Annotated in this window: 25 protein-coding genes and 1 pseudogene; 14 read left to right on the plus strand and 12 right to left on the minus strand. The window is 45.5% G+C overall.

Annotated features, from left to right (window positions below; all coding sequences use genetic code 11):
- Nucleotides 1-22 precede the first annotated feature (22 nt).
- Both EFK13_RS05745 and EFK13_RS05750 read left to right on the plus strand, forming a co-directional pair.
- On the plus strand, nucleotides 23-598 hold the full coding sequence (locus EFK13_RS05745) for a TetR/AcrR family transcriptional regulator (RefSeq protein WP_103746905.1): 576 nt from the start codon (nucleotides 23-25) through the stop codon (nucleotides 596-598).
- A gap of 70 nt (nucleotides 599-668) precedes the next feature.
- Complete coding sequence (locus EFK13_RS05750; RefSeq protein WP_129506198.1) at nucleotides 669-2,996, plus strand: YhgE/Pip domain-containing protein; 2,328 nt, start codon at nucleotides 669-671, stop codon at nucleotides 2,994-2,996.
- Between the two features lie 41 nt (nucleotides 2,997-3,037).
- Here EFK13_RS05750 and fabHB read toward each other — a convergent pair whose 3' ends face one another.
- Nucleotides 3,038-4,015, minus strand: coding sequence for a beta-ketoacyl-ACP synthase III FabHB (gene fabHB / locus EFK13_RS05755; RefSeq protein WP_129506197.1), 978 nt, complete (start codon nucleotides 4,013-4,015; stop codon nucleotides 3,038-3,040).
- Nucleotides 4,016-4,143: 128 nt separating this feature from the next.
- On the opposite strand from fabHB, the gene EFK13_RS05760 reads away from it, so the two are divergent.
- The 4 genes from EFK13_RS05760 to EFK13_RS05775 all read left to right on the plus strand — a co-directional run bounded on the left by EFK13_RS05760 (nucleotide 4,144) and on the right by EFK13_RS05775 (nucleotide 6,794).
- The gene (locus tag EFK13_RS05760; protein WP_129506196.1) at nucleotides 4,144-4,920 is read left to right on the plus strand and encodes a YhfC family intramembrane metalloprotease; all 777 of its coding nucleotides are present in this window, start codon (nucleotides 4,144-4,146) and stop codon (nucleotides 4,918-4,920) included.
- A gap of 96 nt (nucleotides 4,921-5,016) precedes the next feature.
- Nucleotides 5,017-5,199 (plus strand): hypothetical protein, encoded by a 183-nt coding sequence (locus EFK13_RS21145; RefSeq protein WP_335842673.1) that lies wholly within the window; start codon nucleotides 5,017-5,019, stop codon nucleotides 5,197-5,199.
- Between the two features lie 134 nt (nucleotides 5,200-5,333).
- Nucleotides 5,334-6,374: a M42 family metallopeptidase gene (locus tag EFK13_RS05770; protein WP_129506194.1), complete on the plus strand. Its 1,041-nt coding sequence runs from the start codon at nucleotides 5,334-5,336 to the stop codon at nucleotides 6,372-6,374.
- Nucleotides 6,375-6,386: 12 nt separating this feature from the next.
- Nucleotides 6,387-6,794: an ASCH domain-containing protein gene (locus EFK13_RS05775; RefSeq protein ID WP_129506193.1), complete on the plus strand. Its 408-nt coding sequence runs from the start codon at nucleotides 6,387-6,389 to the stop codon at nucleotides 6,792-6,794.
- Nucleotides 6,795-6,830: 36 nt separating this feature from the next.
- Here the strand turns inward: EFK13_RS05775 and gltT are convergent, their stop codons facing one another.
- Both gltT and yhfH read right to left on the minus strand, forming a co-directional pair.
- A complete protein-coding gene (gene gltT, locus EFK13_RS05780) occupies nucleotides 6,831-8,120 on the minus strand; it encodes a glutamate/proton symporter GltT (protein ID WP_129506192.1) in 1,290 nt (429 codons plus the stop codon).
- Nucleotides 8,121-8,390: 270 nt separating this feature from the next.
- On the minus strand, nucleotides 8,391-8,525 hold the full coding sequence (gene yhfH / locus EFK13_RS05785; protein ID WP_003244802.1) for a protein YhfH: 135 nt from the start codon (nucleotides 8,523-8,525) through the stop codon (nucleotides 8,391-8,393).
- Nucleotides 8,526-8,682: 157 nt separating this feature from the next.
- Here yhfH and EFK13_RS05790 point away from each other — a divergent pair, with 157 nt between their 5' ends.
- From EFK13_RS05790 to lcfB, 4 genes are all read left to right on the plus strand, one after another.
- Nucleotides 8,683-9,417, plus strand: coding sequence for an MBL fold metallo-hydrolase (locus tag EFK13_RS05790; protein ID WP_129506191.1), 735 nt, complete (start codon nucleotides 8,683-8,685; stop codon nucleotides 9,415-9,417).
- 12 nt (nucleotides 9,418-9,429) lie between these two features.
- The gene (lplA, locus tag EFK13_RS05795) at nucleotides 9,430-10,425 is read left to right on the plus strand and encodes a lipoate--protein ligase (RefSeq protein WP_129506190.1); all 996 of its coding nucleotides are present in this window, start codon (nucleotides 9,430-9,432) and stop codon (nucleotides 10,423-10,425) included.
- A 64-nt stretch (nucleotides 10,426-10,489) separates the two neighbouring features.
- Nucleotides 10,490-11,134, plus strand: coding sequence for an SDR family oxidoreductase (locus EFK13_RS05800; protein WP_129506189.1), 645 nt, complete (start codon nucleotides 10,490-10,492; stop codon nucleotides 11,132-11,134).
- Nucleotides 11,135-11,251: 117 nt separating this feature from the next.
- Nucleotides 11,252-12,793, plus strand: a complete 1,542-nt coding sequence (gene lcfB, locus EFK13_RS05805; protein ID WP_129506188.1) for a long-chain-fatty-acid--CoA ligase LcfB — start codon at nucleotides 11,252-11,254, stop codon at nucleotides 12,791-12,793.
- Nucleotides 12,794-12,832: 39 nt separating this feature from the next.
- Here lcfB and EFK13_RS05810 read toward each other — a convergent pair whose 3' ends face one another.
- Entirely contained in the window at nucleotides 12,833-13,228 is a 396-nt protein-coding gene (locus EFK13_RS05810; protein WP_129506187.1) for a YhfM domain-containing protein, read from the minus strand.
- A gap of 148 nt (nucleotides 13,229-13,376) precedes the next feature.
- Between EFK13_RS05810 and EFK13_RS05815 the strand changes: the two genes are divergently transcribed.
- Nucleotides 13,377-14,669 (plus strand): M48 family metallopeptidase, encoded by a 1,293-nt coding sequence (locus EFK13_RS05815; protein WP_129506186.1) that lies wholly within the window; start codon nucleotides 13,377-13,379, stop codon nucleotides 14,667-14,669.
- A 39-nt stretch (nucleotides 14,670-14,708) separates the two neighbouring features.
- On the opposite strand, the gene aprE is transcribed toward EFK13_RS05815, so the two are convergent.
- Nucleotides 14,709-15,854, minus strand: a complete 1,146-nt coding sequence (aprE, locus tag EFK13_RS05820; protein ID WP_129506185.1) for a subtilisin AprE — start codon at nucleotides 15,852-15,854, stop codon at nucleotides 14,709-14,711.
- Nucleotides 15,855-16,295: 441 nt separating this feature from the next.
- Here aprE and EFK13_RS05825 point away from each other — a divergent pair, with 441 nt between their 5' ends.
- From EFK13_RS05825 to EFK13_RS05835, 3 genes are all read left to right on the plus strand, one after another.
- Nucleotides 16,296-16,745 carry a GNAT family N-acetyltransferase gene (locus EFK13_RS05825; RefSeq protein ID WP_129506184.1) on the plus strand — a complete coding sequence of 150 codons (450 nt, stop codon included), beginning with the start codon at nucleotides 16,296-16,298 and terminating at the stop codon, nucleotides 16,743-16,745.
- Between the two features lie 71 nt (nucleotides 16,746-16,816).
- Nucleotides 16,817-17,809: an NADPH:quinone oxidoreductase family protein gene (locus tag EFK13_RS05830; RefSeq protein ID WP_129506183.1), complete on the plus strand. Its 993-nt coding sequence runs from the start codon at nucleotides 16,817-16,819 to the stop codon at nucleotides 17,807-17,809.
- Nucleotides 17,810-18,048: 239 nt separating this feature from the next.
- Nucleotides 18,049-19,020, plus strand: a complete 972-nt coding sequence (locus tag EFK13_RS05835; protein ID WP_129506182.1) for an ABC transporter substrate-binding protein — start codon at nucleotides 18,049-18,051, stop codon at nucleotides 19,018-19,020.
- Between the two features lie 31 nt (nucleotides 19,021-19,051).
- Here the strand turns inward: EFK13_RS05835 and phoE are convergent, their stop codons facing one another.
- From phoE to EFK13_RS05865, 7 genes and pseudogenes are all read right to left on the minus strand, one after another.
- Nucleotides 19,052-19,633 (minus strand): phosphatase PhoE, encoded by a 582-nt coding sequence (gene phoE, locus EFK13_RS05840; RefSeq protein WP_129506181.1) that lies wholly within the window; start codon nucleotides 19,631-19,633, stop codon nucleotides 19,052-19,054.
- Between the two features lie 70 nt (nucleotides 19,634-19,703).
- Nucleotides 19,704-20,798 carry an acetyl-CoA C-acyltransferase gene (locus tag EFK13_RS05845; protein ID WP_129506180.1) on the minus strand — a complete coding sequence of 365 codons (1,095 nt, stop codon included), beginning with the start codon at nucleotides 20,796-20,798 and terminating at the stop codon, nucleotides 19,704-19,706.
- Nucleotides 20,799-22,238: an acyl-CoA synthetase gene (locus EFK13_RS05850; RefSeq protein ID WP_129506179.1), complete on the minus strand. Its 1,440-nt coding sequence runs from the start codon at nucleotides 22,236-22,238 to the stop codon at nucleotides 20,799-20,801.
- A 6-nt stretch (nucleotides 22,239-22,244) separates the two neighbouring features.
- Complete coding sequence (locus EFK13_RS05855) at nucleotides 22,245-22,805, minus strand: biotin transporter BioY (RefSeq protein WP_129506178.1); 561 nt, start codon at nucleotides 22,803-22,805, stop codon at nucleotides 22,245-22,247.
- Between the two features lie 133 nt (nucleotides 22,806-22,938).
- On the minus strand, nucleotides 22,939-23,454 hold the full coding sequence (locus EFK13_RS21210; protein ID WP_373695039.1) for a methyl-accepting chemotaxis protein: 516 nt from the start codon (nucleotides 23,452-23,454) through the stop codon (nucleotides 22,939-22,941).
- Between the two features lie 288 nt (nucleotides 23,455-23,742).
- A pseudogene (gene hemAT, locus EFK13_RS21215) lies at nucleotides 23,743-24,120 on the minus strand (heme-based aerotactic transducer HemAT); the annotation flags it as partial.
- Nucleotides 24,121-24,375: 255 nt separating this feature from the next.
- Nucleotides 24,376-25,905, minus strand: a complete 1,530-nt coding sequence (locus EFK13_RS05865; RefSeq protein WP_129506176.1) for an FAD-dependent oxidoreductase — start codon at nucleotides 25,903-25,905, stop codon at nucleotides 24,376-24,378.
- Between the last annotated feature and the right edge of the window lie 87 nt (nucleotides 25,906-25,992).

Genomic DNA, 25,992 nt, shown 5'->3' on the forward strand with positions numbered 1-25,992 from the left:
GGTCAGTTTTGAGGTGAATATAATGTCAATAGATCGAAAAAAGCTTATTTTGGAGGCGGCCACAAAGTCTTTCACACAGTTCGGGTATAAAGCGACGACAATGGATCTGGTGGCAAAGCTTGCGAACGTGGGGAAGGGAACCATCTATACTTTTTTCAAAAACAAAGAAGAGCTGTTTGACGAGATTTTCACTACATTATTGAAGGAAATGAAGCAAAAAGCAGACGAAGCGATGGAGCCGAACCTTCCGTTCCATGAAAATGTGCACAGAGCGCTGTTTGCCATTCTGGAGTTCAGAAAAACACATCAGCTGACGATTAAAATTTTCCAAGAAAATGCCGAGATTGGTACAATGGCAGTTCAGGATGTGATCCAGAAAATGGAGCAAGCCATTCTGTCTTATATCAAAAATAAGATTGAAGATGGGATCGAAAGCGGTGCAATCAAGCCGTGCGACCCTGAACTGACAGCTTTTGTGATGCTGAAGCTTTATATCGCGCTCATTTTTGACTGGGAAAAACAGCATCCCCCGCTCGATAAAGAGACAATTGCGGAACTGCTTGAATTGTATGTAGTCAAAGGATTGTCAGCCAACTAGATAATCCTTTGTTTTTGCAAGAAAATGACCATTTTTCATGATGAGTCAGTTTTAGAATGGAGGCATCAGGATGAACACAATACGAAGTCAGTGGAAAGACATCGTAACGAGTAAAAAATTATTAATTCCCATCATAGCCATTTTGTTTGTCCCGCTTATTTACAGCGGCGTGTTCTTAAAGGCGTATTGGGACCCGTACGGCACAGTTGACCAGCTGCCTGTCGTTGTCGTCAACCAAGACAAAGGGGCAACATATGAAGGAGAAAAACTTCAAATCGGTGATGATCTGGTCAAAGAATTAAAGGATAATAAAAACTTTGATTGGCATTTTTCCAGTGATCTCGACCAATCGTTAAAGGACTTATTAAATCAAAAATACTATTTAGTTGTCGAGATTCCTGAGGATTTTTCTAAGAATGCCAGCACTGTGCTGGACAAAAATCCGAAAAAACTGGATCTGAAATACCATACAAATGCCGGTTCAAACTATGTAGGGGCGACAATCGGTGAAAAAGCGATTGATAAACTGAAAGCCTCTGTTTCTAAAGAAGTGACCGAGCAATATACGAAAGTCATTTTTGATAACTTTAAAGATATCGCTAAAGGGTTGAGCGACGCGAGCAGCGGAGCGAAAAAAATTGATGATGGCACAAAGGATGCGAAAAACGGAAGCGCCCAGCTGAAAGAAAATCTGGAGAAGCTGAAGGAAAGCACCGCCACCATCAGTGACAAAACAGCGCAGCTTGCAGATGGAGCGGCACAGGTGACAAGCGGTATCCAATCACTTGACAGCTCGCTCGGAAAATTCCAGGACAGCAGTAACCAAATTTATGATAAATCTAGTAAGCTTGCGGCAGGATCAGGCGAGCTGACAGGCAAGATGAATGAACTTCTTGCCGGACTTCAAAACGTGCAGAAGGGTACGCCTAATCTTACAAACGGGCTGGATCAGCTCAACAGTAAAGCGCAAGAAGAAGCGGAGAAAGCAGCAAAAGCGGAAAAGCTCATTAATGCGCTCGATTTAACGAAGCTTGAAACAGCTGTGAACAATCTGGAAAAGTCAGAAACTGCGATGAAGGAATTCAAAAAACAGCTGACTGACTTTGAAAACAGCTTGAAAAACCGTGATCAGGCTTTTAAAAATGTCATCAATTCGAGTGATTTCTTAACAGCGGAACAAAAAAGCCAGTTGATTAATTCTGTTGAGAAAAAGCTTCCGCAAGTTGATGCGCCTGATTTTGATCAAATCTTAAGCCGGCTTCCTGCAGCTGATCAGCTGCCTGACATTGCAACGATGAAAAGCTCGTTGGAAGATGTGAAAGCGGAGGTTGCACAGGTGAAAGCCATGCCGGAAGCTACATCTAAGCTTTATAACGGCGCAAAAACAATTCAAGATGCAATTGACAGATTAACTGAGGGAGCTGATAAGATATACAACGGTTCACAGAAGCTGACAGATGGCCAAACTAAACTGACAGCCGGTATCGGTGAATATAATAAGCAGTTCGCAAAAGCAAAAGCGGGCTCAGAGCAATTGGTGACAGGAAGCAGCAAAGTATCCGGCGGCTTGCTGAAGCTGTTAGACGGTTCTAAACAAGTCCAAAACGGATCATCAAAACTTGCAGACGGATCTGCATCACTTGATACAGGTTTAGGCAAGCTATTGGACGGCACAGGAGAGCTGTCTAATAAGCTGAAGGATGCGGCAGACCAAACAGGAGATGTCGATGCTGACGATCAAACATACAGCATGTTTGCCGATCCAGTCAAAACTAATGATGACGCCATTCATTCGGTGCCTAACTACGGAACAGGGCTGACACCTTATATTCTGTCAATGGGCTTGTATGTCGGCGGTATCATGCTGACGGTTGTCTTCCCGCTGAAGGAAGCGTCAGGACGTCCGAGAAACGGTTTTGAGTGGTTCTTCAGCAAGTTCAATGTCATGATGCTCGTTGGAATCATTCAATCGCTGATTGTGGCGACGGTTCTTCTTCTGGGAATTGGTCTCGAGGTTGAGAGCACGTGGAGATTTTACGTGTTTACGATCATTACGAGTCTCGCTTTCCTGGCGATGATTCAATTTTTGGCCACAACGATGGGCAACCCGGGACGATTTATCGCAGTCATTATTTTAGTGCTGCAACTGGGAGCGAGCGGAGGAACCTTCCCGCTTGAATTGCTTCCGAATTTCTATCAAGTCATCCACGGCGCATTGCCGATGACCTACAGCATTAACGGATTCAGAGCGGTCATTTCAAACGGAGACTTTGGCTACATGTGGCAAATGGCCGGCGTTTTAATCGGCATTGCCCTCGTTATGATTGCGCTCAGCATTACTTACTTTACGATTTTAAGCCGGAAGGAAGAAACATCAGAAGAACAGCCGGCTTCATAATGAAAAAGAACTTGTTTCCTTGGAAACAAGTTCTTTTTTTATTACATTCCCCATTTGACAAGCAATCCTGTATAGGTTAAACCGCCGCCAAATCCGAAAAGCATCACAGTTTGATCTTTTTTCAGCTTCCCGGCTTTCACTGCGAGATCTAGCGCCAAAACAATCGAAACAGAGGACGTGTTGCCATAGTATTCGACACTGGTGAGCGTTTTTTCGATCGGGAACGGTGTTTTTTCACAAATCGATTCGATCATGCGCAAGTTGGCGCTGTGAGGGACAAACCAATCGAGCTCGCCGCTTGTCAGCCCTGCCTGCTGTAAAAGGCGTTCAAATTCGCGGGGGACGGTTCTCGCTGCCCATTTATACACTTCGCGTCCGTTTTGGACCATTTTACCGGAGCCGGCAAGCTGCACCCCGTTTAGTTCATTCCGAAGTCCGGCGCGGTATAAAATATCTCCGCTGTTCCCGCTTGTTCCTTGGACAGACGCAAGAAATCCAGGTGTCTCTTCATCTCGTTCCACTAACAGCGCACCCGCAGCGTCGCCAAACAGAACGCATGTCGTTCGATCAGTATAATCTGTTACTTTTGATAGTGTCTCTCCGGCGATGACGAGAATTTTTTGATGAAGGCCGGATGTGATCAATCCGTTTGCCAAATGAAGGCCGTATGTCAGCCCGGCGCATGTCGCATTAATATCCAGCGCGCCGGTGTTTTCCCAGCCGAAATATTCCTGCACACGGCATGCCGTACTTGGGAAGGCGTAATCGGATGTTGTTGTGGCAACGAGAATCATATCAACGTCATCAAGAGTGCCTTCATAACGTTTGTTGAGATCCTTCACCGCTTCTATGCATAAATCAGAGGTAAACTGCTGTTCATCCGCAATCCGGCGCTCTCTCATTCCTGTACGCTGAACGATCCATTCATCCGACGTATCAACGATCTTTTCTAAATCTGCATTTGTTAAGCGTCTGCTCGGCGCATAGGTGCCGATAGCTGTAATTTTTGCTTTTGACATATGTATCACTCCTTATGATCAGATTATAACACTAGATATTAGTATCTGGTACTAAAAAGAAGGTTTTTTCATAAAAAAAGAGAAATTGTGAAATAGAGAATCTATGAATGAGAAAAGGAGGCTGGAAAATGGTCAGTCAAGAAGCGGTAGTTTCTATGGCGGTATCTGGGGCTATTGCGTTTTTGTTGCCGATCGGGCTGATTGTATGGTTTAAGCGTAAGTATGGCGCCTCGCTTAAAGCGTTCTTTATTGGCGCTCTCACGTTTTTTGTCTTTGCCCAGCTGCTGGAGGGCGGCGTTCATGTTTATGTACTGCAAGTGAATGAAATGACAAAAGAAGCAATGCGAAATCCATTGTGGTATGGCATTTACGGCTGCTTGATGGCCGGTATTTTTGAGGAGTGCGGAAGGTATATCATGATGAGACTTTTTTTGAAGCGCCATCATGCTTGGTCGGATGGCTTGGCGTTCGGAACGGGCCATGGAGGGCTTGAGGCTATCATCATTACAGGCTTGTCCTCTATCTCGCTTATTGTATACGCGTTTGCGATCAATAGCGGAACGTTTGAACAGCTTTTGATCAATGATGACATGAAACAGGCGCTTTTGCCGATTCAGGAGCAGCTGCTGCATACTCCTTCGTATGAATGGCTGCTGGGCGGCATAGAAAGAATCAGTGCGATTGCTGTCCAGATCGGGCTGTCTCTAGTTGTCCTGTATGCGGTTAAAAGCCGCCGGCCGCTGTTTTTGCTGTATTCTATTCTTTTACATGCGCTCTTTAATTTACCGGCGGTTTTATACCAAAAAAGAATCATAGAACATGTTGCTGCTGTTGAAATCATTGTTGCTTTACTAGCGGCCGTATCAGTTTATTGGATTATAAAAGCAAAAAGATTGTTTCAATAAAAGGTCCAAGCAGCAGCACAGCCCGCTTGGAAAAATGCGAATGGAAATATTCAGTAAGCATGGGTCATCAGAATATTTCTGATTCAGTCTTTAGCAATGACAGCAAGAGTGTCTGTGTTTTTTACAAGAGAAACAATGGTGTTTCTTTTTCTTCTTCTCGCAAGGGTCATGGCATTCTTTCTTTTTCTCGCAATGGTCGTGGAAATCTTTATCGAACCACTCGTCAAAGAACCAAAACTCATCAAACCAATCGTGACAATGATGTTTCCGTTCATGTGAATGACGACAGCACATAGATATCCCTCCTCTTCCCATGCTCTCTACAGCATATGAGAGATTGATAGGAAAAGATTGGACGGGTCCCTCGGGAAAAGAGTATATTTTAAATAGAAACATAAAAGGAGGAATGTCCTATGACGTCCGTACGTAAAACGATGGAGCTCATTAAAGAACTTGTATCGATCCCTAGCCCGACAGGAAATACATATGAGGTGATCAATTATATTGAAAGCCTTTTAAAAGAATGGAAGGTAGAAACGGTTCGGAACCATAAGGGCGGCTTAATTGCAACGCTTCCCGGTCGCGACACATCCCGGCACCGCATGCTTACAGCGCACGTTGATACCCTCGGGGCTATGGTAAAAGAAATTAAAGCTGACGGCCGGCTGAAAATCGATTTGATCGGCGGCTTCCGATACAATTCGATTGAGGGGGAGTATTGCCAAATTGAAACCGCCTCGGGAAAGACGTATACAGGCACCATTTTAATGCATCAAACGTCTGTGCACGTTTACAAGGACGCGGGAAAAGCTGAACGGAATCAAGAGAATATGGAGATCCGCCTTGATGAGCCTGTTCACTGCCGGAAAGATACGGAGGAGCTTGGCATTGGAGTCGGAGATTTTGTATCATTTGATCCCCGCGTCGAGATCACATCTAGCGGATTTATTAAATCACGCCATTTGGATGACAAAGCAAGCGTTGCCTTATTGCTCCGCTTAATCCACCAAATTCAGACAGAAGACATTGAACTGCCGTATACAACTCATTTTCTCATTTCCAATAATGAAGAGATCGGATACGGCGGGAATTCGAATATTCCTCCTGAAACGGTCGAATATTTGGCGGTTGACATGGGGGCGATCGGTGACGGGCAGGCGACAGATGAATATTCAGTATCAATCTGTGTAAAGGATGCGAGCGGGCCGTATCATTACCAGCTGAGAAAGCATTTAGTTGATATAGCCGAGAAGCATCATATTGACTATAAGCTTGATATTTATCCGTATTATGGGTCGGATGCGTCGGCAGCAATCAAAGCCGGGCATGATATTGTGCATGGCCTCATCGGGCCGGGAATTGACGCGTCGCATGCATTTGAACGCACCCATAAAACATCTCTTCGCCATACGGCTAAGCTTCTGTACTATTATGTACAGTCACCAATGGTTTAAAGGGGAAGGCGAATGAAGATTTATGAGCTCAAAAGCACATTCGGCTGGGAAGGTGATGACGGCTTGGGGGAACAGCTGATCCAACAAATCCTTGCCGGAGAAAAAACAGCCACGTGCGCGCCGAAATCATTATATTCAAAAGATGAATTGAGCTACGTGTATCAAACAGCGGGGGAGCTTGTTACAGTTTATGATAAACATGACAATCCGCGATGCAATATAATAGTGACAGATGTGTTTGAAACGACCTTTGGAGCGCCTGATATGAGGCTAGTCAAAGGAGAGGGCAACGGCGGCCGAATTGAGGAGTTTCAAGAAGACCATCGGATGGCATGGGCGGAACTGATCAAAAACGGTGATCTGGAGCTGAATGAGGATACGGTTTTGATTACAGAGCTGTTTGCGCTTGTTCAAGACTAAAAAAGCCTGCGGGGCAAGAACCCCGCAGGCTTTTTATTAACCGGAAATGGTTGCGTTTTGGTCAGTCTTTGATTGAGACATAACTGCCTCTGCTTTCGCAGGGTTAAACATGCCTTCCCATTTAGACATTACAACGGCAGCAAGCGCGTTCCCAGTCAGGTTGACAACTGTACGTGCCATGTCCATGATGCGGTCTACGCCGGCAATAAAGGCAAGTCCTTCAGCCGGAACGCCGATGGTGCTTAGTGTTGCAAGCAATACGACAAAAGATGTCCCTGGAACAGCAGCCATCCCTTTAGATGTCACCATTAACACAAGTACTAACGTAATTTGTTGCCAAAGAGACAGGTCAATGTGGTACACCTGCGCCAAAAACAGCGCGGCAATAGATTGATAGAGAACGGAACCGTCTAAGTTAAACGTATATCCGATCGGAATCACAAATGAAACAATGCCTTTCGGACAGCCGATTTTCTCCATTTTTTCCATGATTCGCGGAAGAACTGTTTCAGAGCTGGACGTACTGAACGCCAGTAAGATTTCGTCCTTCATGTAAGCAAGGAATTTGAAGATGCTGATGCCGGCAATTTTTCCGACAATCCCGAAAATAACAATTAAGAAGAAAGCAAGCGCGACATAAACCAATCCGACGAGCTTTCCGAGAGAGAGAAGAGAACCGAGCCCGAATTTAGACACAGTCACTCCGATAAGCGCGAAAACGCCGAATGGCGCTACTTTCATCACAAGGTTTACAACGTGGAACATGGCATGGGATACACCTTCGAAAAAGGCTAATACAGGCTTGCCGCGTTCGCCGATCGCTGAAATTCCCAATGCAAACAGCACTGTAAAGCAGATGATGGCAAGAAGATCTCCTTCAACCAAGGACTGGAAGAAGTTTGTCGGCACAATATGCAGGAACGTTTCCGCCACTGATTTATTGCTTTGTTCTTTTTCAGTTTCAACATATTGACTGATGTCTGATTTTTGAGCTTCGTGTATATTAACTCCTGTACCCGGATGGAAGATGTTTGCAAGGGCTAGTCCGAGAATAATGGCAAAAGTCGTGATGATCTCGAAGTACAGAATCGTTCTGAAGCCTAATTTACCGACTTGCTTTCCATTTCCTGCACCGGCTACACCGATGATTAAGCTGGAGACAACAATAGGAATCACTATCATTTTGATTAAGCGTAAAAAGAGATCCCCGACTGGCTGCAGGTAAGTTGGCAATGCTGGGTTGCCATACCAAATGACGCCAACAATGACACCTAGAATAAGTCCAACGAATATTTGTGTGGCTAATCCAAACTTAATTCTTTTCATAGATTACCTCCCAAAAAACAAAGTATCAACATATATCATGAATCGACATATATTTAATCTCACTATTAGATCAAATTATAATAGATAAGAAATGAATTCGTCTACAGTAAATTATATTTAGAAAATAAAGAATATTCTAAAATGAAATTAAAATCACCAGAATTATCTAAAAACGGGTGAGCTTTGACCCAACCTGACTGTTATTTCAAAATAAAAAGATAGGAAAAAAATCAAGAAAATCCCGCGCGTAAGGCGCGGGATTTTCGCTCATTACAAATCGTTTACTTTTATACAGTCATTGCAGATATTACCATAACACTCATGTTGCTCTTCTATCTTCTTTCCGCATTCCGCGCACTTTTTCGAAGGCAGGTTTCTAAAAAATTCTGTGATTTTCCCCAGCATAACCAATCCCTCTTTCCCCTTTGTATTGTTTTCATTGTAATATAACAGATCGTAAAAATCAATAACTGTTTTGATACAATGTTTAAAACATGCTTTTTTTAAGAAAAATGGGTATATTGAAGGAGGATCAATTTTCTTGAAAAGATAGGAGGACATTATGAAAGTTACAGTTATCGGATGCTATGGCGGTTTTCCGGCCGCAAATGAAGCGACGTCGGGCTATTTGTTTCAGTCAGGTGATTATTCTCTGCTTGTCGATTGCGGCAGTGCCGTATTATCTAAGCTGTTCGGATATGTGCTGGCGGAAAAGCTGGATGCGGTCATTCTGTCTCATTATCACCATGACCATATCGCCGACATCGGACCGCTGCAATTTGCCAAGCAAGTCGGTTCGTTTCTCGGCAAAGGAGAGCATACGCTTCCGATTTACGGACATGATGCTGATCTAGAACAGTTTCAAAAGCTTACATATAAAACACATACGAAAGGGATTGCCTATCAGCCGGATCAGCCGCTGGCTGCCGGTCCGTTTACGATCACCTTTTTAAAAACGATTCACCCGGTGACGTGCTATGCCATGCGGATTACTGACGGCAGCCATACTGTCGTATATACCGCTGATTCCAGCTATCAGGATTCATTTATTCCGTTTTCGGAAAATGCCGATTTATTGATCTCAGAATGCAATTTTTATGCCGATCAAGACGGGACAAGCGCAGGGCATATGAACAGCCTGGAAGCCGGGCGAATTGCAAAAGAAGCGGGAGCGGGAGAGCTGCTGCTGACGCATTTGCCGCATTTCGGCGTGCATGACAATCTTCGCAAAGAAGCGAAAACCGTTTTTAACGGCAAAGTAAATATTGCGACATCAGGTTTTGTGTGGGAAGGATAAAGGAGGAGCACCATGTTATTTATAGACAATCAAAATATCAATGATCCGCGGATCAATCTTGCTATCGAGGAGTACTGTGTAAAGCATTTAGATCCCAAACAGCCGTATTTGCTCTTTTATGTGAACCAGCCGTCTATTATCATTGGGAAAAACCAAAATACAATAGAAGAAATCAATACAAAATATGTAGAGGAAAACGGGATTATCGTCGTCCGCCGTTTATCAGGCGGAGGCGCTGTGTATCATGATCTGGGGAACTTGAACTTCAGCTTTATCACAAAGGATGACGGGGACAGCTTTCATAACTTTAAAAAGTTCACTGAGCCGGTGATCCAGGCTTTGCACCAGCTTGGGGTTCAAGCGGAATTAAGCGGCCGCAACGACATTGTAGTGGATGGCCGGAAAATATCCGGAAACGCCCAGTTTGCGACAAAAGGACGCATTTTCAGCCACGGCACCCTCATGTTTGATTCAGCCATTGATCATGTTGTGTCAGCATTAAAGGTGAAAAAGGATAAAATTGAATCAAAGGGCATCAAGTCGATCAGAAGCCGAGTGGCAAACATCAGTGAGTTTCTCGATGATAAAATGACCACAGAAGAATTCCGCAGCCATTTGCTTCGCCACATTTTTAACACAAATGACATTCAAAACGTGCCGGAGTATAAGCTGACGGAAAAAGATTGGGAGGTCATTCATCAAATTTCGAAAGAGCGCTATCAGAATTGGGATTGGAACTACGGCCGCTCGCCGAAATTTAACCTCAATCACTCCAAACGCTATCCGATCGGGTCGATAGACTTGCGTCTGGAAGTCAAGAAAGGCAAAATTGAGGACTGCAAAATCTTCGGAGATTTCTTCGGTGTCGGTGATGTATCTGAAGTTGAAAACCTGCTGGTCGGAAAACAATACGAACGCAGCGTCATCGCTGATGTGCTGGAAGATGTGAATCTCAAGCATTACTTTGGGAACATTACGAAAGAGGATTTCCTTGATCTGATTTATTAAGGCAAAACACATTGTTTGAAAGAGCGGCTGTGCTTTTGAAATAATGGTGGCAGGAGGGATTCACATGAAGGTGTTTTTAATCGGAGCGAACGGACAAATCGGACAAAGACTTGTTTCTTTATTCCAAGACAATCCTGATCATTCCGTCAGAGCAATGGTTAGAAAAGAAGAGCAGAAAGCGTCTCTCGAAGCTGCCGGTGCAGAAGCTGTGCTTGCGAATCTTGAAGGCAGTCCGGAAGAAATCGCCGCCGCGGCAAAAGGCTGCGACGCGATTATTTTCACAGCGGGTTCAGGCGGCAGCACAGGTTATGATAAAACGCTGCTGGTTGATCTGGATGGAGCGGCAAAAGCCGTTGAAGCCGCGGACATCGCGGGAATCAAACGGTTTATCATGGTAAGCGCCCTGCAAGCCCACAACCGTGAAAATTGGAATGAATCACTTAAACCTTATTATGCGGCCAAGCATTATGCTGATAAAATTTTGGAAGCAAGCGGTTTAACCTATACGATTATCCGTCCGGGAGGCCTTCGCAATGAGCCTGGAACGGGAACTGTTTCAGCAGCCGCCGATTTGGAGCGGAGATCCATTTCCCGTGAGGACGTTGCGAAAACGGTCATTGCCTCTTTGGATGAAACCAATACGGAAAATCGGGCCTTTGACCTGACAGAAGGAGATACACCGATTGCCGAAGCATTGAAGAAACTATAACAGTACTGACACTCGGGGCTTTTTGCTCTTGAGTGTTTTTTTCTGTTTCTCTATAATGAAGGAGAAAGCTTATCTTCAATAATGAATGACTGTTCATTCACTTTAAGGGGTGGGAGAATGAATCTCGTTTCGAAATTGGAAGAGACAGCATCTGAGAAGCCCGACAGCATCGCATGCAGGTTTAAGGATCACATGATGACGTATCAGGAGCTGAATGAACACATTCAGCGATTTGCGGACGGCCTTCAGGAAGCCGGTATGGAGAAAGGGGACCATCTAGCTTTGCTGCTCGGCAATTCGCCTGATTTTATCATCGCGTTTTTTGGTGCGTTAAAGGCTGGGATTGTGGTGGTGCCTATCAATCCGATGTACACGCCGACAGAAATCGGTTATATGCTGACAAATGGCGATGTAAAGGCGATCGTAGGCGTTGATCAGCTTTTGCCGCTTTATGAAAGCATGCATGAATCACTGCCGAAGGTTGAGCTCGTCATTTTATGCCAGACGGGAAATGCCGAGCCCGAAGCTTCAGAGCCAGAGGTCAGAATGAAAATGACAACGTTTGCAAAAATATTGCGTCCGGCATCCGCCGCTAAACAAAGCCCGGCGCTTGTCCCTGACGATACCGCGGTGATTTTATATACGTCGGGAACGACTGGAAAACCGAAAGGCGCGATGCTGACTCATCAGAATTTGTACAGCAATGCCAACGATGTCGCCGGTTATTTGGGAATGGATGAGAAGGACAATGTAGTCTGCGCTCTTCCTATGTTTCACGTGTTTTGTTTAACCGTCTGCATGAATGCCCCGCTGATGAGCGGCGCAACTGTCTTGATAGAACCTCAATTCAGTCCGGCATCTGTTTTTCAGCTTGTTAAGCTGCGGCAGGCGACCATTTTTGCCGGCGTGCCTACGATGTATAATTACTTGTTTCAGCATGAAGACGGAAAGAGAGATGATTTTTCTTCCATCCGGCTGTGCATTTCGGGAGGCGCGGCCATGCCAGTCGCGCTCTTGACCGCATTTGAAGAAAAATTCGGCGTGACCATTTTGGAAGGCTACGGGCTCTCGGAAGCATCACCCGTGACGTGCTTTAACCCGTTTGACAGGGGCAGAAAGCCGGGATCTATCGGGACAAGTATATTGCATGTTGAAAACAAAGTCGTAGATCCGCTCGGACGCGAGCTGCCCGATCATCAGGTCGGCGAATTGATCGTGAGGGGCCCCAATGTGATGAAAGGCTATTACAACATGCCGATGGAAACAAAGCATGCGTTAAAAGACGGATGGCTTTATACAGGGGACTTGGCAAGACGGGATGAGGACGGCTATTTTTACATTGTTGACCGGAAAAAGGACATGATCATTGTAGGAGGATACAACGTCTATCCGCGTGAGGTGGAGGAAGTGCTGTACAGCCATCCTGATGTTAAGGAGGCGGTTGTCATCGGTGTGCCGGACGCCCAAAGCGGGGAAGCGGTAAAGGGATATGTTGTGCCGAAGCGCTCTGGCGCAACAGAGGCGGACATCATGGAGCACTGTGAAAAACATCTCGCAAAATACAAACGGCCTGCCGCCATTACGTTTCTTGATGACATTCCGAAAAATGCGACAGGGAAAATGCTCAGACGGGCGCTGAGGGATATTTTGCCTCAATAATACGAAAAAAGCGAAGCGGCGGGCTTCGCTTTTTCAGTTTTAATCCTTTGCTTCTTTTTGAATAATATGAAGCAGCGCCTTGGTATCGTTTTTGCTTAATTTATAGTATGTGCCGTCCTTTAAAAAAACGGCTTGCCGGCTGCCGTCAATCCATAGTCTGAATGAGTCATACCGGTCTTTATGAAACTTGATTGTCCCTTCGTAATCAGGGGCTGATGTCTTTTCAGTCTTCAGCTGTTTTCCCTGATTCATAATGTCCAGCATATCTTTGACGTGCTGCCTTTTTTCGATCTCGATATCTTCTTGGCCGCTTGAAGAAAGCGTGATCAAATCCGCGTCTACCGATTGATACACATCGCCTGACCGGCTGTAAAGATAGAAAAATGCAATAAACACAAGACCGATAACCACGATGGCTGCCACTATTTTTTTCATTTGCATCACTCCAAACATTGTTAGTTTTCCCAGCGATCGGGCTTTCCATGCCTAAAAGGAAGGAAAAGTACGTACACATCGCTTGGTTCTAAGAATTTAAATTTATGATTACAATAGAAGTAATGGGTTGATGTGAGGAGTGAGGGTTATGCGCAAGTGGATTGCGGCAGCAGGGCTTGCTTACGTGCTGTACGGGCTGTTTTTTTATTGGTATTTTTTCCTGTCCGGTGATTCCGCAGTACCGGAGGCTGTGAAAGGGACTCAGGCTGATCCGGCTTCTTTCATGAAGCCGTCTGAATTGGCAGTGGCCGAGCAGTATTCGAATGTAAAGAATTTTTTATTTTTTATCGGCATTCCTCTTGATTGGTTCCTATTCTTTGTATTGCTGATCAGCGGCGTTTCGAAGAAAATCAAGAAATGGATGGAAGCGGCCGTGCCTTTTCGGTTTTTGCAGATCATTGGTTTTGTGTTTGTGCTTTCGCTGATCACAACTTTGGTGACACTGCCTTTAGATTGGATAGGCTATCAAGTCTCGCTTGACTACAACATTTCCACACAGACAGCGGCCAGCTGGGCTAAGGATCTGGTCATAGACTTTTGGATCAGCTTTCCGATCTTTACGCTTTGCGTTCTCGTGTTTTATTGGCTGATCAAAAGGCATGAAAAAAAATGGTGGTTATACGCCTGGCTGTTAACAGTGCCGTTCTCGCTGTTTCTGTTTTTTATTCAGCCGGTCATTATCGATCCTTTATACAATGATTTTTATCCGTTGAAAAACAAAGAGCTCGAAAGCAAAATTTTAGAGCTGGCAGAAGAAGCTAATATTCCGGCTAATCAAGTATATGAAGTGAATATGTCTGAAAAAACAAATGCGCTTAACGCCTATGTCACAGGAATCGGGGCCAACAAACGGATTGTATTGTGGGATACGACGCTGAACAAACTTGATGATTCAGAAATTCTCTTTATTATGGGCCACGAAATGGGCCATTATGTCATGAAGCACGTCTATATCGGACTGGCTGGCTATTTGGTCGTGTCGCTCGCCGGATTTTATATCATTGATAAGCTTTACAAGCGGACGGTCCGCTTTACCCGCAGCATGTTTCATTTGGAGGGACGGCATGACCTTGCAGCGCTGCCGGTGTTATTGCTTTTGGTGTCCGTTTTGAGCTTTGCGGTCACGCCTTTTTCTAATGCCGTCTCGCGTTATCAAGAGAATAAGGCTGACCAGTATGGGATCGAACTGACGGAAAACAGAGAAGCCGCTGTCAAAACGTTTCAGGATTTGGCCGTGACGGGACTGAGCCAGGTCAATCCTCCGGAGCTTGTTAAAATATTCAGAGGCAGCCATCCCTCGATTATGGAACGGATTCAACGAGCGGAAAAAGAAGAGAATGCGCCAGAACATCCTGCCTCAGAACAGGATGCTGACAAATAAAAAGAAGCAGGTATGGAGGAACCTGCTTCTTTTTTTCTATTATTGTGCAGCTGCTTGTACATTGATTAACCCTTTTCCATAGTAGAAAGAGCTTCCAAGGTTTGTCGCAGTGCTTTCTAAACGATCGCGGACTTGCGCGTTTGTCCAAGTCGGGTGCTTAGAAAGAATTAACGCTGCTGCTCCGGCAACGTGAGGAGTCGCCATTGACGTTCCGTTGTAAGCACCGTAAGTGCCTCCAGGAAGTGTGCTTTGGATAGATACGCCAGGAGCCATCACATCAAGCTCAGAACCTGCGCTTGAGAATGAAGCTCTTTGGTTGCTGCTGTTTACCGCACCTACCGCGATGGTAGAAGGATATTTTGCAGGATAGCCGACTGTGCTTGTGCTGCCCGATGAACCTTCGTTTCCGGCAGCGGCAGCAACTACGATGCCGCTGGAAACGGCTTTATCAACCACTGTTTTCAGCGCTGTTGAACCAGAAGGCCCGCCAAGGCTCATGTTGATAACATCCATATTGTTGGAAATGGCCCACTCAATGCCGTTAATAATCCAGCTGTATTGGCCGCTTCCTGTTGAGTCAAGAACTTTTACCGCATATAACGATGCGTTTGGCGCTACGCCCAGAACACCGATTGTGTTATTAAGAGCGGCAATCGTACCGGCTACATGTGTGCCGTGAGAACTGCCGTCCTGATATGGGTTTGTTTCAGAAGGTACGAAGCTTGCTCCGCCTTTGACGTTTAAGTCAGGATGAGAAGAGTCAATTCCGCTGTCGATAACAGCTACTTTTACATTAGAGCCTGTGTAGCCTTGAGAGTGAAGAGCCGGCGCTTTAATTTGAGAGATGCCGTAAGGAACAGATTGCGCATATTCATGTGCAATATGATCTTCTTCCACATATGCAACACTCGGATCTTGTTTTAATTCTTTTACCGCTTTTTCATCCAATGTTGCTGTGGCTGCGTTAACATACTTAAACTGCTTTTGAACTTTTCCGCCTTTCTCAGAAATAACATCCTTTTTCTTAGCGGAGCTCATGGCACTCATTGTCTGTTTAAATCCAACAATGTACTTCTTTTCTGTACTGCTTTTTCCGGCAGCCTGCGCAGACATGTTGCTGAACGCCATCGTAAAGATTAACGTTAACGCAAACAACAAGCTGATCCACAATTTTTTGCTTCTCACTCTTTACCCTCTCCTTTTAAAATATTCAGATTAGCCTTACTTAAGGGACTATTCTGTAAATTTATTGTAATAGATGGAATAATATTTTAGTAGACCCATTTTTTCGCGATGATTTTATCTCTATTTAGGTATATCATCTCTCGTTATTTCTGTAGAGACTCGAAATAACTAAATTGATACAGAAAAGAACGAAAATAGACATGAGTAAATGTTCATTATGCTGAAATGTTATGCTTTTTCAGGTTAAATGCTCCTGAGTCCCGGGAAATTCCTGTCGAAAAAAATACTTCAAATGACCTGCATGTGTTTCCGTCGGATGAATGGATATTATCGTGATATTTTTTCTATGCATGCTGATAAAAGTATTCTGAAAAATAAACTTTACAGAAAATTCTATTGAATATAAAATGAAACGATTATAAAGAGGGAGGAAGAAATACGATGAACATTCGCCAAGCAAACACATCAGATATAGCATCCATCGTACCGCTGTTTAACCAGTATCGGGAATTTTATAAGCAGGCGTCCGATCCACAAGGGGCGGAGGCTTTTTTGAAAGCGCGCCTGGAACACCACGAATCTATTATTTTGATCGCTGAAGAAGATGGAGAATTTATAGGTTTTACCCAGCTCTATCCAACGTTTTCTTCTGTGTCCATGCAAAGAATCTACATATTAAATGACTTATTCGTCGCTCCTCATGCGCGAACAAAGGGAGCCGGCGGGCAGCTGCTGTCTGCCGCAAAGGATTTTGCTGTGGAAAACGGGGCAAGTCGTTTATCGCTTCAGACTGAACATCATAACCTGGCGGCAAGAAGCTTATATGAGCAAAACGGCTATGAAGAGGATACTGCATTTGTCCATTATCGTCTCAATGTGCCGGCCAAGTGAAAATGGAAGCTTGATGATTTGGTTTTTAGGACGTTCTTCGGTTACGATATAAACGAAAAGGAGTGTGCCGAATGTCAACGTTATTTCAAGCATTGCTGGCAGAGAAAAATGCCGATGATGTTTCAGTCCATATGAAAACCATGTCAACAGAGGATTTGCCGAAAGATGGTGTCCTGATTAAAATTGCTTATTCCGGCATCAATTATAAAGATGGTCTGGCTGGAAAAGCAGGCGGCAATATCGTCAGAGAGTATCCGCTTATTTTGGGCATTGATGCTGCGGGTACGGTCGTGTCTTCAAATGATCCACGCTTTGCCGAGGGGGATAAGGTGATTGCGACAAGTTATGAGCTCGGTGTCTCCCGCGATGGCGGATTAAGTGAATATGCTTCAGTGCCTGGTGACTGGCTGGTGCCTTTGCCGCAGAATCTTTCGTTAAAAGAAGCGATGGTGTACGGAACGGCGGGATTTACAGCGGCGTTATCGGTGCATCGGCTTGAACAGAACGGCCTGTCTCCTGAAAAAGGGAGCGTGCTTGTTACTGGAGCAACCGGCGGTGTCGGCGGTATTGCCGTATCGATGCTGAACAAGCGGGGCTATGATGTGGCGGCAAGCACCGGAAATCCGGAGGCGGCTGATTATTTGATGCAGCTCGGGGCAAGCGAAGTGATCAGCAGGGAAGATGTTTATGACGGAACACTTAAGGCGCTGTCCAAGCAGCAATGGCAGGGAGCGGTTGATCCTGTCGGCGGGAAACAGCTTGCGTCGCTTTTGAGCAAAATCCAATATGGCGGAGCTGTCGCGGTCAGCGGCTTAACGGGCGGGGGAGAAGTTCCTGCAACGGTATACCCATTTATTCTTCGCGGGGTCAGCCTGCTCGGAATCGATTCAGTGTACTGCCCGATGGATGTCAGGGCAGCCGTTTGGGAGCGCATGTCTTCCGATCTCAAGCCCGATCAGCTGCAGACCATCGTGGACAGGGAAGTATCGTTGGAAGAAGCGCCGGCTGCGTTAAACGATATTTTGCAAAATCGCATTCAAGGAAGAGTCATTGTGAAGCTTTAACAGGTTCAGCTTGCAGAGAAAGAAAGGTTTTTCTGCAAGCTTTTTTATGTACATGATGTTACGTTGTTCATTTGATTTTAATCCATCCACTTCATTACAGTGAGAAACAAGTTTTTCCTGTAAGCTGAACGTTCTCTGCTCACATTAAAAATAGTTAGTGATAATGATTATCATTCCGTGTTATACTATTTCTTGGACATCTTAACCGTAGAAACTGTACACAGGAGAGACTGGAACGCATGAAAAAAACACTGATTATTCTTATAGTTTTACTTCTTTCTGTCTTAACGGCTGCCTGCTCGTCTTCAAGCGGCAATCAAAACAGTAAAGAAAATAAAGTTGCAATCACACATGATTTAGGGAAGACAAATGTGCCCGAGAATCCGAAGCGGGTGGTTGTTCTTGAGCTTGGCTTTATCGACACGCTGCTTGATCTTGGCATTACACCTGTCGGGGTTGCCGATGACAATAAAGCGAAGCAGCTGATTAACAAGGATGTGCTGAAGAAAATTGACGGCTACACATCTGTCGGCACTCGCTCACAGCCAAGCATGGAAAAAATCGCTTCATTAAAACCCGATTTAATTATTGCTGATACGACCCGGCATAAGAAGGTGTACGATCAGTTGAAAAAAATCGCGCCGACGATCGCGCTCGATAATTTAAATGCTGATTATCAGGATACAATTGATGCTTCACTTACGATTGCAAAAGCAGTCGGCAAGGAGAAAGAAATGGAGAAAAAGCTGACAGCGCATGAAGAAAAACTGAGCGAGACAAAGCAGAAAATCAGTGCTAACAGCCAATCCGTGCTTTTGATCGGAAATACAAATGACACCATTATGGCCAGAGATGAAAACTTCTTCACATCAAGACTTTTAACACAGGTCGGCTATCGATATGCAATTAGCACGTCAAGTAACAGCGAATCAAGCAAAGGCGGCGACTCCGTGAACATGAAAATGACACTGGAGCAGCTGCTGAAAACAGATCCGGATGTGATCATCTTGATGACAGGAAAAACAGATGACATCGATGCGGACGGCAAACGCCCGATCGAAAAGAATGTGCTTTGGAAGAAGCTGAAGGCAGTGAAAAACGGGCATGTATATCACGTGGACCGCGCGGTATGGTCCCTTCGCCGCAGTGTGGACGGGGCGGATGCCATTTTGGATGAGCTTCAGAAAGAGATGCCGGCTGATAAGAAATAAAAGAAAAGACAGGCGAATGCCTGTCTTTTTCTTATTTGATAAAGCCGGATAAGTGGCTGTTGATATTATAGTCTTTAATCCGCCATTTCTCTTCTGCAAATTCAATGTTGCTGAGGCAGGCGTTGACAAGGCGTGTGCTTTGAAGCTCTGGGTCGCCTCCGGAAATTTCCGTCAGCAGTGCGTGAATCGCTGCACCGTGCGCCACAATCAGCACTTTCTTGTTTGGGTACCTTTGATTCACTTTTACCAAGCCGCCCATCAGCCTGTCAGTGAGACCTTCCAGCGTTTCCATATTCGGATAGATTTTATCCGGATAGCGCTTGGTCCGTTCTTCCAGCAGCATGCCCTCCGCATCGCCGTAATCGCGTTCCTTAAAATCATCCATTTCGACAATCGGAAGATGCAGAAATTCATTAATGATCTCCGCGGTTCTTTTCGCTCTTTTGAGCGGGCTCGTCACAATGACATCCCAAGAGAAATCCTTCACATATTCTCCGGTTTCTCTTGCCTGGCGTTCACCTGTCGCGTTTAGCGGGATATCGGTTTTGCCTTGGCATTTTTGCTGCAGATTCCAATCGGTTTCTCCGTGTCTTACTAAGCAAACGGCTGTCATAAAATCCCCTTCCTGACTTTGGTCATACCGCTATTATACTAAATCAAAGCAACGCATCATATGAAAAAGCCTAGGGCAGAATTTCAAATAACAAAGCAAGTCCGATTCCGCCGCCGCTTCCGATGGCTGCAACGGCATATTGACAGTCTGTCCGTCTTTTCGCTTCATAAAACAATCTGGTTACCAGAGCTGCACCCGATGCGCCGTACGGATGGCCGAGAGCTAACGCGCCGCCGCGCACATTGATTTTTGAAAAGGGGATGCCGAGTTCTTGCGAGCAGACACAAATTTTGACGGCAAAGGCTTCATTGATTTCATATAAATCGATATCCTCAGGCGTTACATCGTATGTGGTGAAGAGCTTCCGGATCGCATCAACCGGTGCCGCTGGCGGATAGTGTGGATGAATCCCGCTGGCGGCGCTACCGATAAACCGGAGCACAGGCTTAAGCCCTAGCGCCGACGCTTTTTCTTCTTCCATTACAAGGAGAGCGGCCGCTCCGTCTGATATGCCGCTGCTGTTGGCTGCTGTAACCGTTCCGGAGCTGGTGTCGAAAACCGGTTTCGCACGGGAAATAATTGCTTCTATCGGCCGCTTTTTCAGAAATGCTTCATCCGTCTCCAGTTCTCCGAGAGGAACAATTTCTTCACGGTAAAATCCTTCATCATGCGCACTTCTGCTGCGTTGATGGCTGAGAAGCGCATAATCATCCTGCATGCTTCTGCTGATGGAATAGCGTGCAGCCGTATATTCTGCTGCGATGCCCATGTCGGGATCGCCAATTGAATCTGGAGAAAAGCGGGCCCGCTCTGAAAAAGGTGATCGGCTGCTGCTTTCTGAGCCGCCCGCGATATACATTGTGCCGGCTCCCGCTTGAATGAGCGTGCAGGCATAGCGCACAGCTTCAAGGCTGGAGCCGCACTGTCTGTCTATCGTCATCCCGGGAACCGAAAAAGGCAGTCCAGCTTGCAGAGCTGACAGCCTGGCAAGGTTGCTGCCTCTGCCGGTCGCGTTCCCGAGAATGACCTCATCAATTTGATCCTCCAGCTTTCGGCTGAGACAGCTGATGATGGGAGCTGCCAAATCCTCTGGAAGAAATGGCTTCAGCAGCCCGTTTTGTTTTCCGAAGATCGTTCGTTTGGCATCAACAATAACCGCATTCAATTACACTGCACCCTCTTCTAGCCATTTCTTCACTCTGGAACGGGCAATTTTTCCGCTGCTCGTTTCCGGCAAGCTCTCTGCAAACACCCATTTTTTCGGAATTTTATAGGAAGCTAATGTCTGTTTACACCAGGCTTTCAGCTTTCTGGCATTCGTGTTTCCCTGAATGACGGCCACGGCGATTTCTCCCCAATACTCGTCCGGGATACCTACGACAGCCGCATTTTTAACCTCTGGACAGGAGAGAAGCACACGTTCCACTTCTTCCGGGAAAATATTTAATCCTCCATACACGATCATCCCGTTTTCTCTACCTGATATGTATAGAAAGCCCTCATCATCGACACAGCCCATATCATCCACTGTCATCCAGCCGGATTCGTCCGGTGCGCTGCCGTTGACATAGCCGGAAAACCGCATCGGGCTTTTGACAAATATTTTTCCGGTTTCCCCGGGCTGACAGCGTTCCCCAGCGGCGCTGCGGATTTCTATTTGGACGTTGTGGAACGGGCGTCCGGCTGAATGTGGCTTCCGTTTGCTGTCCTCAGGCGAGGAATATGTCACAAAGCTAAGCTCTGATGTACCGTAAAAATCGTATAGCTTGAGATGAGGCCGTGCATCGGCCAGCTTCTTCTTAGATTCTGCCGGCCAGTCTGCACCCGATGAAATGATTTTGACGGGACAGTCTGGAAAGGCCTCGATCCGGGTAAGGGCGTCTGTCATCGTCGGTACGGTATAGAGAACACTGACTGATTCACGGCTCAGCCATTCCTTCGTTTGAACAGGGGAGAATTTTTTCAGCAAACAAACGGTTCCTCCGAGAAACAAGGTGCTGACAGCCCCATATAGGAAGTGAGAGGACATTAACGTACCGGGAATCAGAACCTTATCATCCGCTGTAATCGAAAAATCTGTTTCCGTACAGGCAAAGCTCTCTATCCATGAGCGGTGAGACCGCGTGAAGGCCTTTGGTTTTCCTGTCGAGCCTGACGTAAATCCCATATAAAAGGGATGCTCCGGGTTAATGGTAAGCGGAGAAAGAGCGGCTGCCTCAGAAATAGCTGCCATACAGTGATCGAGCAAAACAACAGGCGTTTTGCTATCTATCAGTTTGTTTTTGTAAAAGGCTGAAGTAACCACTAGATCCGCATCGCTTAGGGACAGACGCTCCTTACATTCTGCCGCGTTCCAGCGTATGTCGATGGGAACAGCCGTGCATCCTGCCGCTGCGGCTCCGGCAAACAGCTGCAAAAACGCCAGACTGTTTGGGAGCAGGATCGCCACACGGTTTGGCATGTTCGGCAGCGATCGCAGCCAATTGGCGGTTTGAGAGACAAGACGAGCCCAATCCCGGTACGTGATTTGCTCCGATTCAGTATGTATTGCCACACGGCCGGGCGATGTTTCGGCAATAGCTGAATAGGTATGAGTAATTGTCATGAAATGTCAGCCTCCTTTCGTAAACATCGTATCAGAAAGAGACAAGGCTTGGGTGATTTTAATTGCGAGAAACGCAGACACAGCCGCTTTTATCAAATCACCAGGCACATACGCAAGGCTCATGAAGGCGGCCTGTGAAAAATCAATATGCATCATAAAAGCTTGTACAGGTATACCGAGCAGATAAATAAAGATGATCCCGAATACGATATGAGTGAAAAAGAGCCGCAATACGGTCACCTTTCGCAGTCTGGAAGCGGCTAAACTGATTAGCCACGAAGCGAAAGGATAAGCGATCAAAAAGCCCGCGCTCGGTCCGAAAAAAACGCCAAACCCGCCTCGTCCTCCGGGCAAAAGCGGCGCTCCGAAGGCGACAAGCAGCAAAAAGACAAGCTGGCTTAAGAAAGCAGGCTTAGGCTTGAGGATGCTGCCAGCCAGCATGACACCAAGCGTTTGTAATGTAATTGGAACGGGTGTAAAAGATAAGAAGAGAGGGGGCATAAAACCCAACACGGCCATCAGCGCGGTAAAAATGGCAATATGCATCATATCTATTAATCTCAGCATGTGAAATCCTCCAAACCGTAATAAATTATGGTTATACAATAATGGCAGGCATTCTTTATGTCAACTTGTTTTTGATTTTAGTTAACATTATAACCGTGAAAAAACCGGCTGCATGGCAGACCGGTTTTTGATATTATTCTTCTGTCAGAATGACTAGCGAATCAACAGAGGCTGCCACGTGAGAAACGGCGCGGCTGACTTCTTGAAGCCCTCCAAGAAAGGCCTGCAGATCGACGTCGATTTTGCCTGACTGCTCTTTGCTGATTTTCATGCTGTGGACGATTTCATCGAATAAGCGGTTAATTTGCGTCATTTTTTCTTTGCTCTCGCTGACCAGCCCATTCACGTCTTTGATATGTTTTGATACGATGTTGATTTGTGTATTCGTATTGTTCACAAGCTCTGACACGGTAGAGACGGTTTTTTTCGTGTCTTCAGAAAGCTTCCGAACTTCATTGGCCACTACGGCGAAACCTTTACCGTGTTCGCCGGCGCGGGCAGATTCAATAGAAGCATTGAGTGAAAGAAGATTTGTTTGTTCAGCGATGCCTGTGACGATGCCGAAGATTTTTTCAATTTGCTGGGCGATCTCATCCAGCTTGACCATTTCTTTTTCGATTTGGACAAGGCTTGTGTCGATTTTGTTCATCTGTTTTTGCTGGTTTTCAAGCTCTTTTTTCCCGCCGATCGACTTTTCTTCCACAGTGCCGGATGTCACTGTGCCGGCTTTGGATGCTTGGGAAATGCCTTCAGATTTGTCCACAAGCTCTTGAACAGATCTGCTCGTTTCTGAAAACAGGTTTGCAATCGATCCAGAGGTTTCTTGAATTTTCTGATGAAGAAGGTTTTTCTTTTCCTCTTGTTCATCACGGGTTTGGTTGTACTCGCTTTGAAACGCTTCAAGGACAAGCTGCTGTTCTAAGTTCAAGATTTTAGTTGTCGCTTTGATTGCTTTCAGCAGCTCTTGGTGATTTGCAATAGATGTTTCGTAAATGTTAATCATTGATAAAAGCAGTTCTTGAAACGCGCCCATATACCATTTTGGCAGAAGGCCGATTCTTAAATGAATGGAGGCGATTCGGTTCCGTTTTTCAATGAATTCATCATCGATAATACCTGCAAACATTTCCTGAATATGCCGTTTTAGCGTTTGTTTTAAGCGGTCAACTGAGCTGTGGTCATTGATGATGTCCATTAAAGAGCTTTCGTGGTCAAGGTTTTTATAAAACGCATCTACGATGAATACGATGTTTTCTTGTATTAATGGCTGAAGCTGCTCTAAAACGTAAAGTTCCGCATCTCCTAATCTGACCATTTTGAGCTGTTTTTTGACATCCGCATGTTTGTTTGTGAGCTGAATTCGGTTTTTTTGCTGTCCGTTTGAATCAGAAAAATAAGCTGTTTCTTGTTTTCTATCTTTTTTAAATAACAATCCAGTGATCCCCCTTGGGAAAAAATAATTTTTACCTTTTGGCTTTTTAAGCCTTTTTCTTTTTTATCGGTCAAGGGGAACATGAATGAAGATGCTGATGAAAAATATTTATAAAAACCGTTCATTAAAATGAACGGTTTAATCAAGGTCTATTTGTTTTAATGGCTTGATGGCAGGGCCCTCCACAACTTCGCCCGTAGGTTTAAAGCGTGATCCGTGGCACGGGCAATCCCATGTGTGCTCGCCGTCATTCCACTCGACCTCGCAGCCTAAATGGGTGCACGTCGTATCGACGAGATGAAGGCAGCCTGTTTCATCCCGAAAAGCCCCCGCGCGTTTGCCGTTTATGGTGACGGCTTTCCCTTCTCCAGGCGCAATCTCGTCAAATTGGACGTCAGGCTTTTCAAGCTTTCCTTTAATGAAATGCTTGGCGACATCCGCATTATAGGAAATCACTTTTTGCAATCCGGGATTCAGATGGAAACGTGACGGCGTGAAAATGCTTTCGTATGGATTGTCTTTTTTCTCCACAAGGTCTGACAATAGAGTGGCCGCGACAGCTGATGACGTCATGCCCCATTTTTTGAATCCGGTCGCTACAAGAAGATTGTCCTCATTTTCCGACATCGGTCCGATAAACGGAATTTTGTCAATTGTCACGAGGTCTTGAGTGGACCAATAATATGGGATGCTTTTGATGCCGATCGTGCTTTCTGCAGCTTTTCTCAGTGATTCGTAATGTGTCGACATGTCTTTTCCCTGGCCGGTTTTATGGCCTTCTCCGCTGAAGAGAATCAGTTTTTCTCCGTTAACAAGGGTATAGCGGAGCGCCACTGACGGCTTATCGATACTCAAATACATGCCCTCGGGATATTCGATCTTCGGCTTTATGGCGAGGACATAGGATCTGTCAGCGTACATTCTCGTTGCATATAATCCGCCTCCGTCATAAAAAGGGAAGTGGGAGCAGCATATGATAAAGCGGCTCTTAATGGCGTGCCGGGTTTTTGTAATGACTTCAGGCTCTTCTCCTTTTTTGATATCAAGCGCAACTGTGTCTTCAAAAATCCGTCCGCCTTTTTGAACAATCTGCTCCAGAAGCGCTTTTAAGTATTGCAGCGGATGAAATTGGGCTTGATTCTTCATGACGAGCGCCAGCTTAGAACCAACGGGAATCGGAAGGTCCTTGATAAGGTCTCTTTCGATTCCAAGCTTTGTGTATGCTTCATGCTCAGTGCGGATTTTTTGTACGGCGTTTTCATTTGCTGTGTAGAGATAAGCGTCTTGTTCGGTCCATTCGCAATCAATTTGATGTTCATCAACAATTCCTTTTATGTAATCAATTGCGTTTTGATTTGCTTCATAATAAAGCCTCGCGTGATTCAACCCGAAATTGCGGATAAATTCATCGTAAATCATGTCGTGCTGTGCCGTAATTTTAGCGGTTGTATGGGCAGTGGTGCCGTTGAGGACCTGATTTGCTTCAATCAAGACGACACGGAAGCCTCTTTTCGTTAGTTCATACGCCGTTGTGATTCCCGTAATCCCGCCTCCGATAATGGTGACGTCACATTCAGTGTCCTCTTGAAGCGCAGGAAAAGAAGGCAGGTCTGTTGATGTTTTCCAGTATGTTTCGGGTGCTTCCTTTGCAAAATGTTGATTAGCCAAGCCGTTATACCTCCAATCAGATTTATTCTTAATTTTTCCATATTCTAGCTTTTCATACATAGGAAGCGGGCATTGTTCATAACATAA

Origin of the sequence: Bacillus cabrialesii, assembly GCF_004124315.2 — a bacterium.
Lineage (GTDB): Bacteria > Bacillota > Bacilli > Bacillales > Bacillaceae > Bacillus > Bacillus cabrialesii.

Bases quoted from the DNA above. Each gene is read 5' to 3' on its own strand.
- EFK13_RS05745 (WP_103746905.1), top strand. From the start codon at position 23: ATGTCAATAGATCGAAAAAAGCTTATTTTGGAGGCGGCCACAAAGTCT.
- EFK13_RS05750 (WP_129506198.1), top strand. From the start codon at position 669: ATGAACACAATACGAAGTCAGTGGAAAGACATCGTAACGAGTAAAAAA.
- fabHB (WP_129506197.1), bottom strand. From the start codon at position 4,015: ATGTCAAAAGCAAAAATTACAGCTATCGGCACCTATGCGCCGAGCAGA.
- EFK13_RS05760 (WP_129506196.1), top strand. From the start codon at position 4,144: ATGGTCAGTCAAGAAGCGGTAGTTTCTATGGCGGTATCTGGGGCTATT.
- EFK13_RS21145 (WP_335842673.1), top strand. From the start codon at position 5,017: ATGACAGCAAGAGTGTCTGTGTTTTTTACAAGAGAAACAATGGTGTTT.
- EFK13_RS05770 (WP_129506194.1), top strand. From the start codon at position 5,334: ATGACGTCCGTACGTAAAACGATGGAGCTCATTAAAGAACTTGTATCG.
- EFK13_RS05775 (WP_129506193.1), top strand. From the start codon at position 6,387: ATGAAGATTTATGAGCTCAAAAGCACATTCGGCTGGGAAGGTGATGAC.
- gltT (WP_129506192.1), bottom strand. From the start codon at position 8,120: ATGAAAAGAATTAAGTTTGGATTAGCCACACAAATATTCGTTGGACTT.
- yhfH (WP_003244802.1), bottom strand. From the start codon at position 8,525: ATGCTGGGGAAAATCACAGAATTTTTTAGAAACCTGCCTTCGAAAAAG.
- EFK13_RS05790 (WP_129506191.1), top strand. From the start codon at position 8,683: ATGAAAGTTACAGTTATCGGATGCTATGGCGGTTTTCCGGCCGCAAAT.
- lplA (WP_129506190.1), top strand. From the start codon at position 9,430: ATGTTATTTATAGACAATCAAAATATCAATGATCCGCGGATCAATCTT.
- EFK13_RS05800 (WP_129506189.1), top strand. From the start codon at position 10,490: ATGAAGGTGTTTTTAATCGGAGCGAACGGACAAATCGGACAAAGACTT.
- lcfB (WP_129506188.1), top strand. From the start codon at position 11,252: ATGAATCTCGTTTCGAAATTGGAAGAGACAGCATCTGAGAAGCCCGAC.
- EFK13_RS05810 (WP_129506187.1), bottom strand. From the start codon at position 13,228: ATGAAAAAAATAGTGGCAGCCATCGTGGTTATCGGTCTTGTGTTTATT.
- EFK13_RS05815 (WP_129506186.1), top strand. From the start codon at position 13,377: ATGCGCAAGTGGATTGCGGCAGCAGGGCTTGCTTACGTGCTGTACGGG.
- EFK13_RS05825 (WP_129506184.1), top strand. From the start codon at position 16,296: ATGAACATTCGCCAAGCAAACACATCAGATATAGCATCCATCGTACCG.
- EFK13_RS05830 (WP_129506183.1), top strand. From the start codon at position 16,817: ATGTCAACGTTATTTCAAGCATTGCTGGCAGAGAAAAATGCCGATGAT.
- EFK13_RS05835 (WP_129506182.1), top strand. From the start codon at position 18,049: ATGAAAAAAACACTGATTATTCTTATAGTTTTACTTCTTTCTGTCTTA.
- phoE (WP_129506181.1), bottom strand. From the start codon at position 19,633: ATGACAGCCGTTTGCTTAGTAAGACACGGAGAAACCGATTGGAATCTG.
- EFK13_RS05850 (WP_129506179.1), bottom strand. From the start codon at position 22,238: ATGACAATTACTCATACCTATTCAGCTATTGCCGAAACATCGCCCGGC.
- EFK13_RS05855 (WP_129506178.1), bottom strand. From the start codon at position 22,805: ATGCTGAGATTAATAGATATGATGCATATTGCCATTTTTACCGCGCTG.
- EFK13_RS21210 (WP_373695039.1), bottom strand. From the start codon at position 23,454: ATGAACAAAATCGACACAAGCCTTGTCCAAATCGAAAAAGAAATGGTC.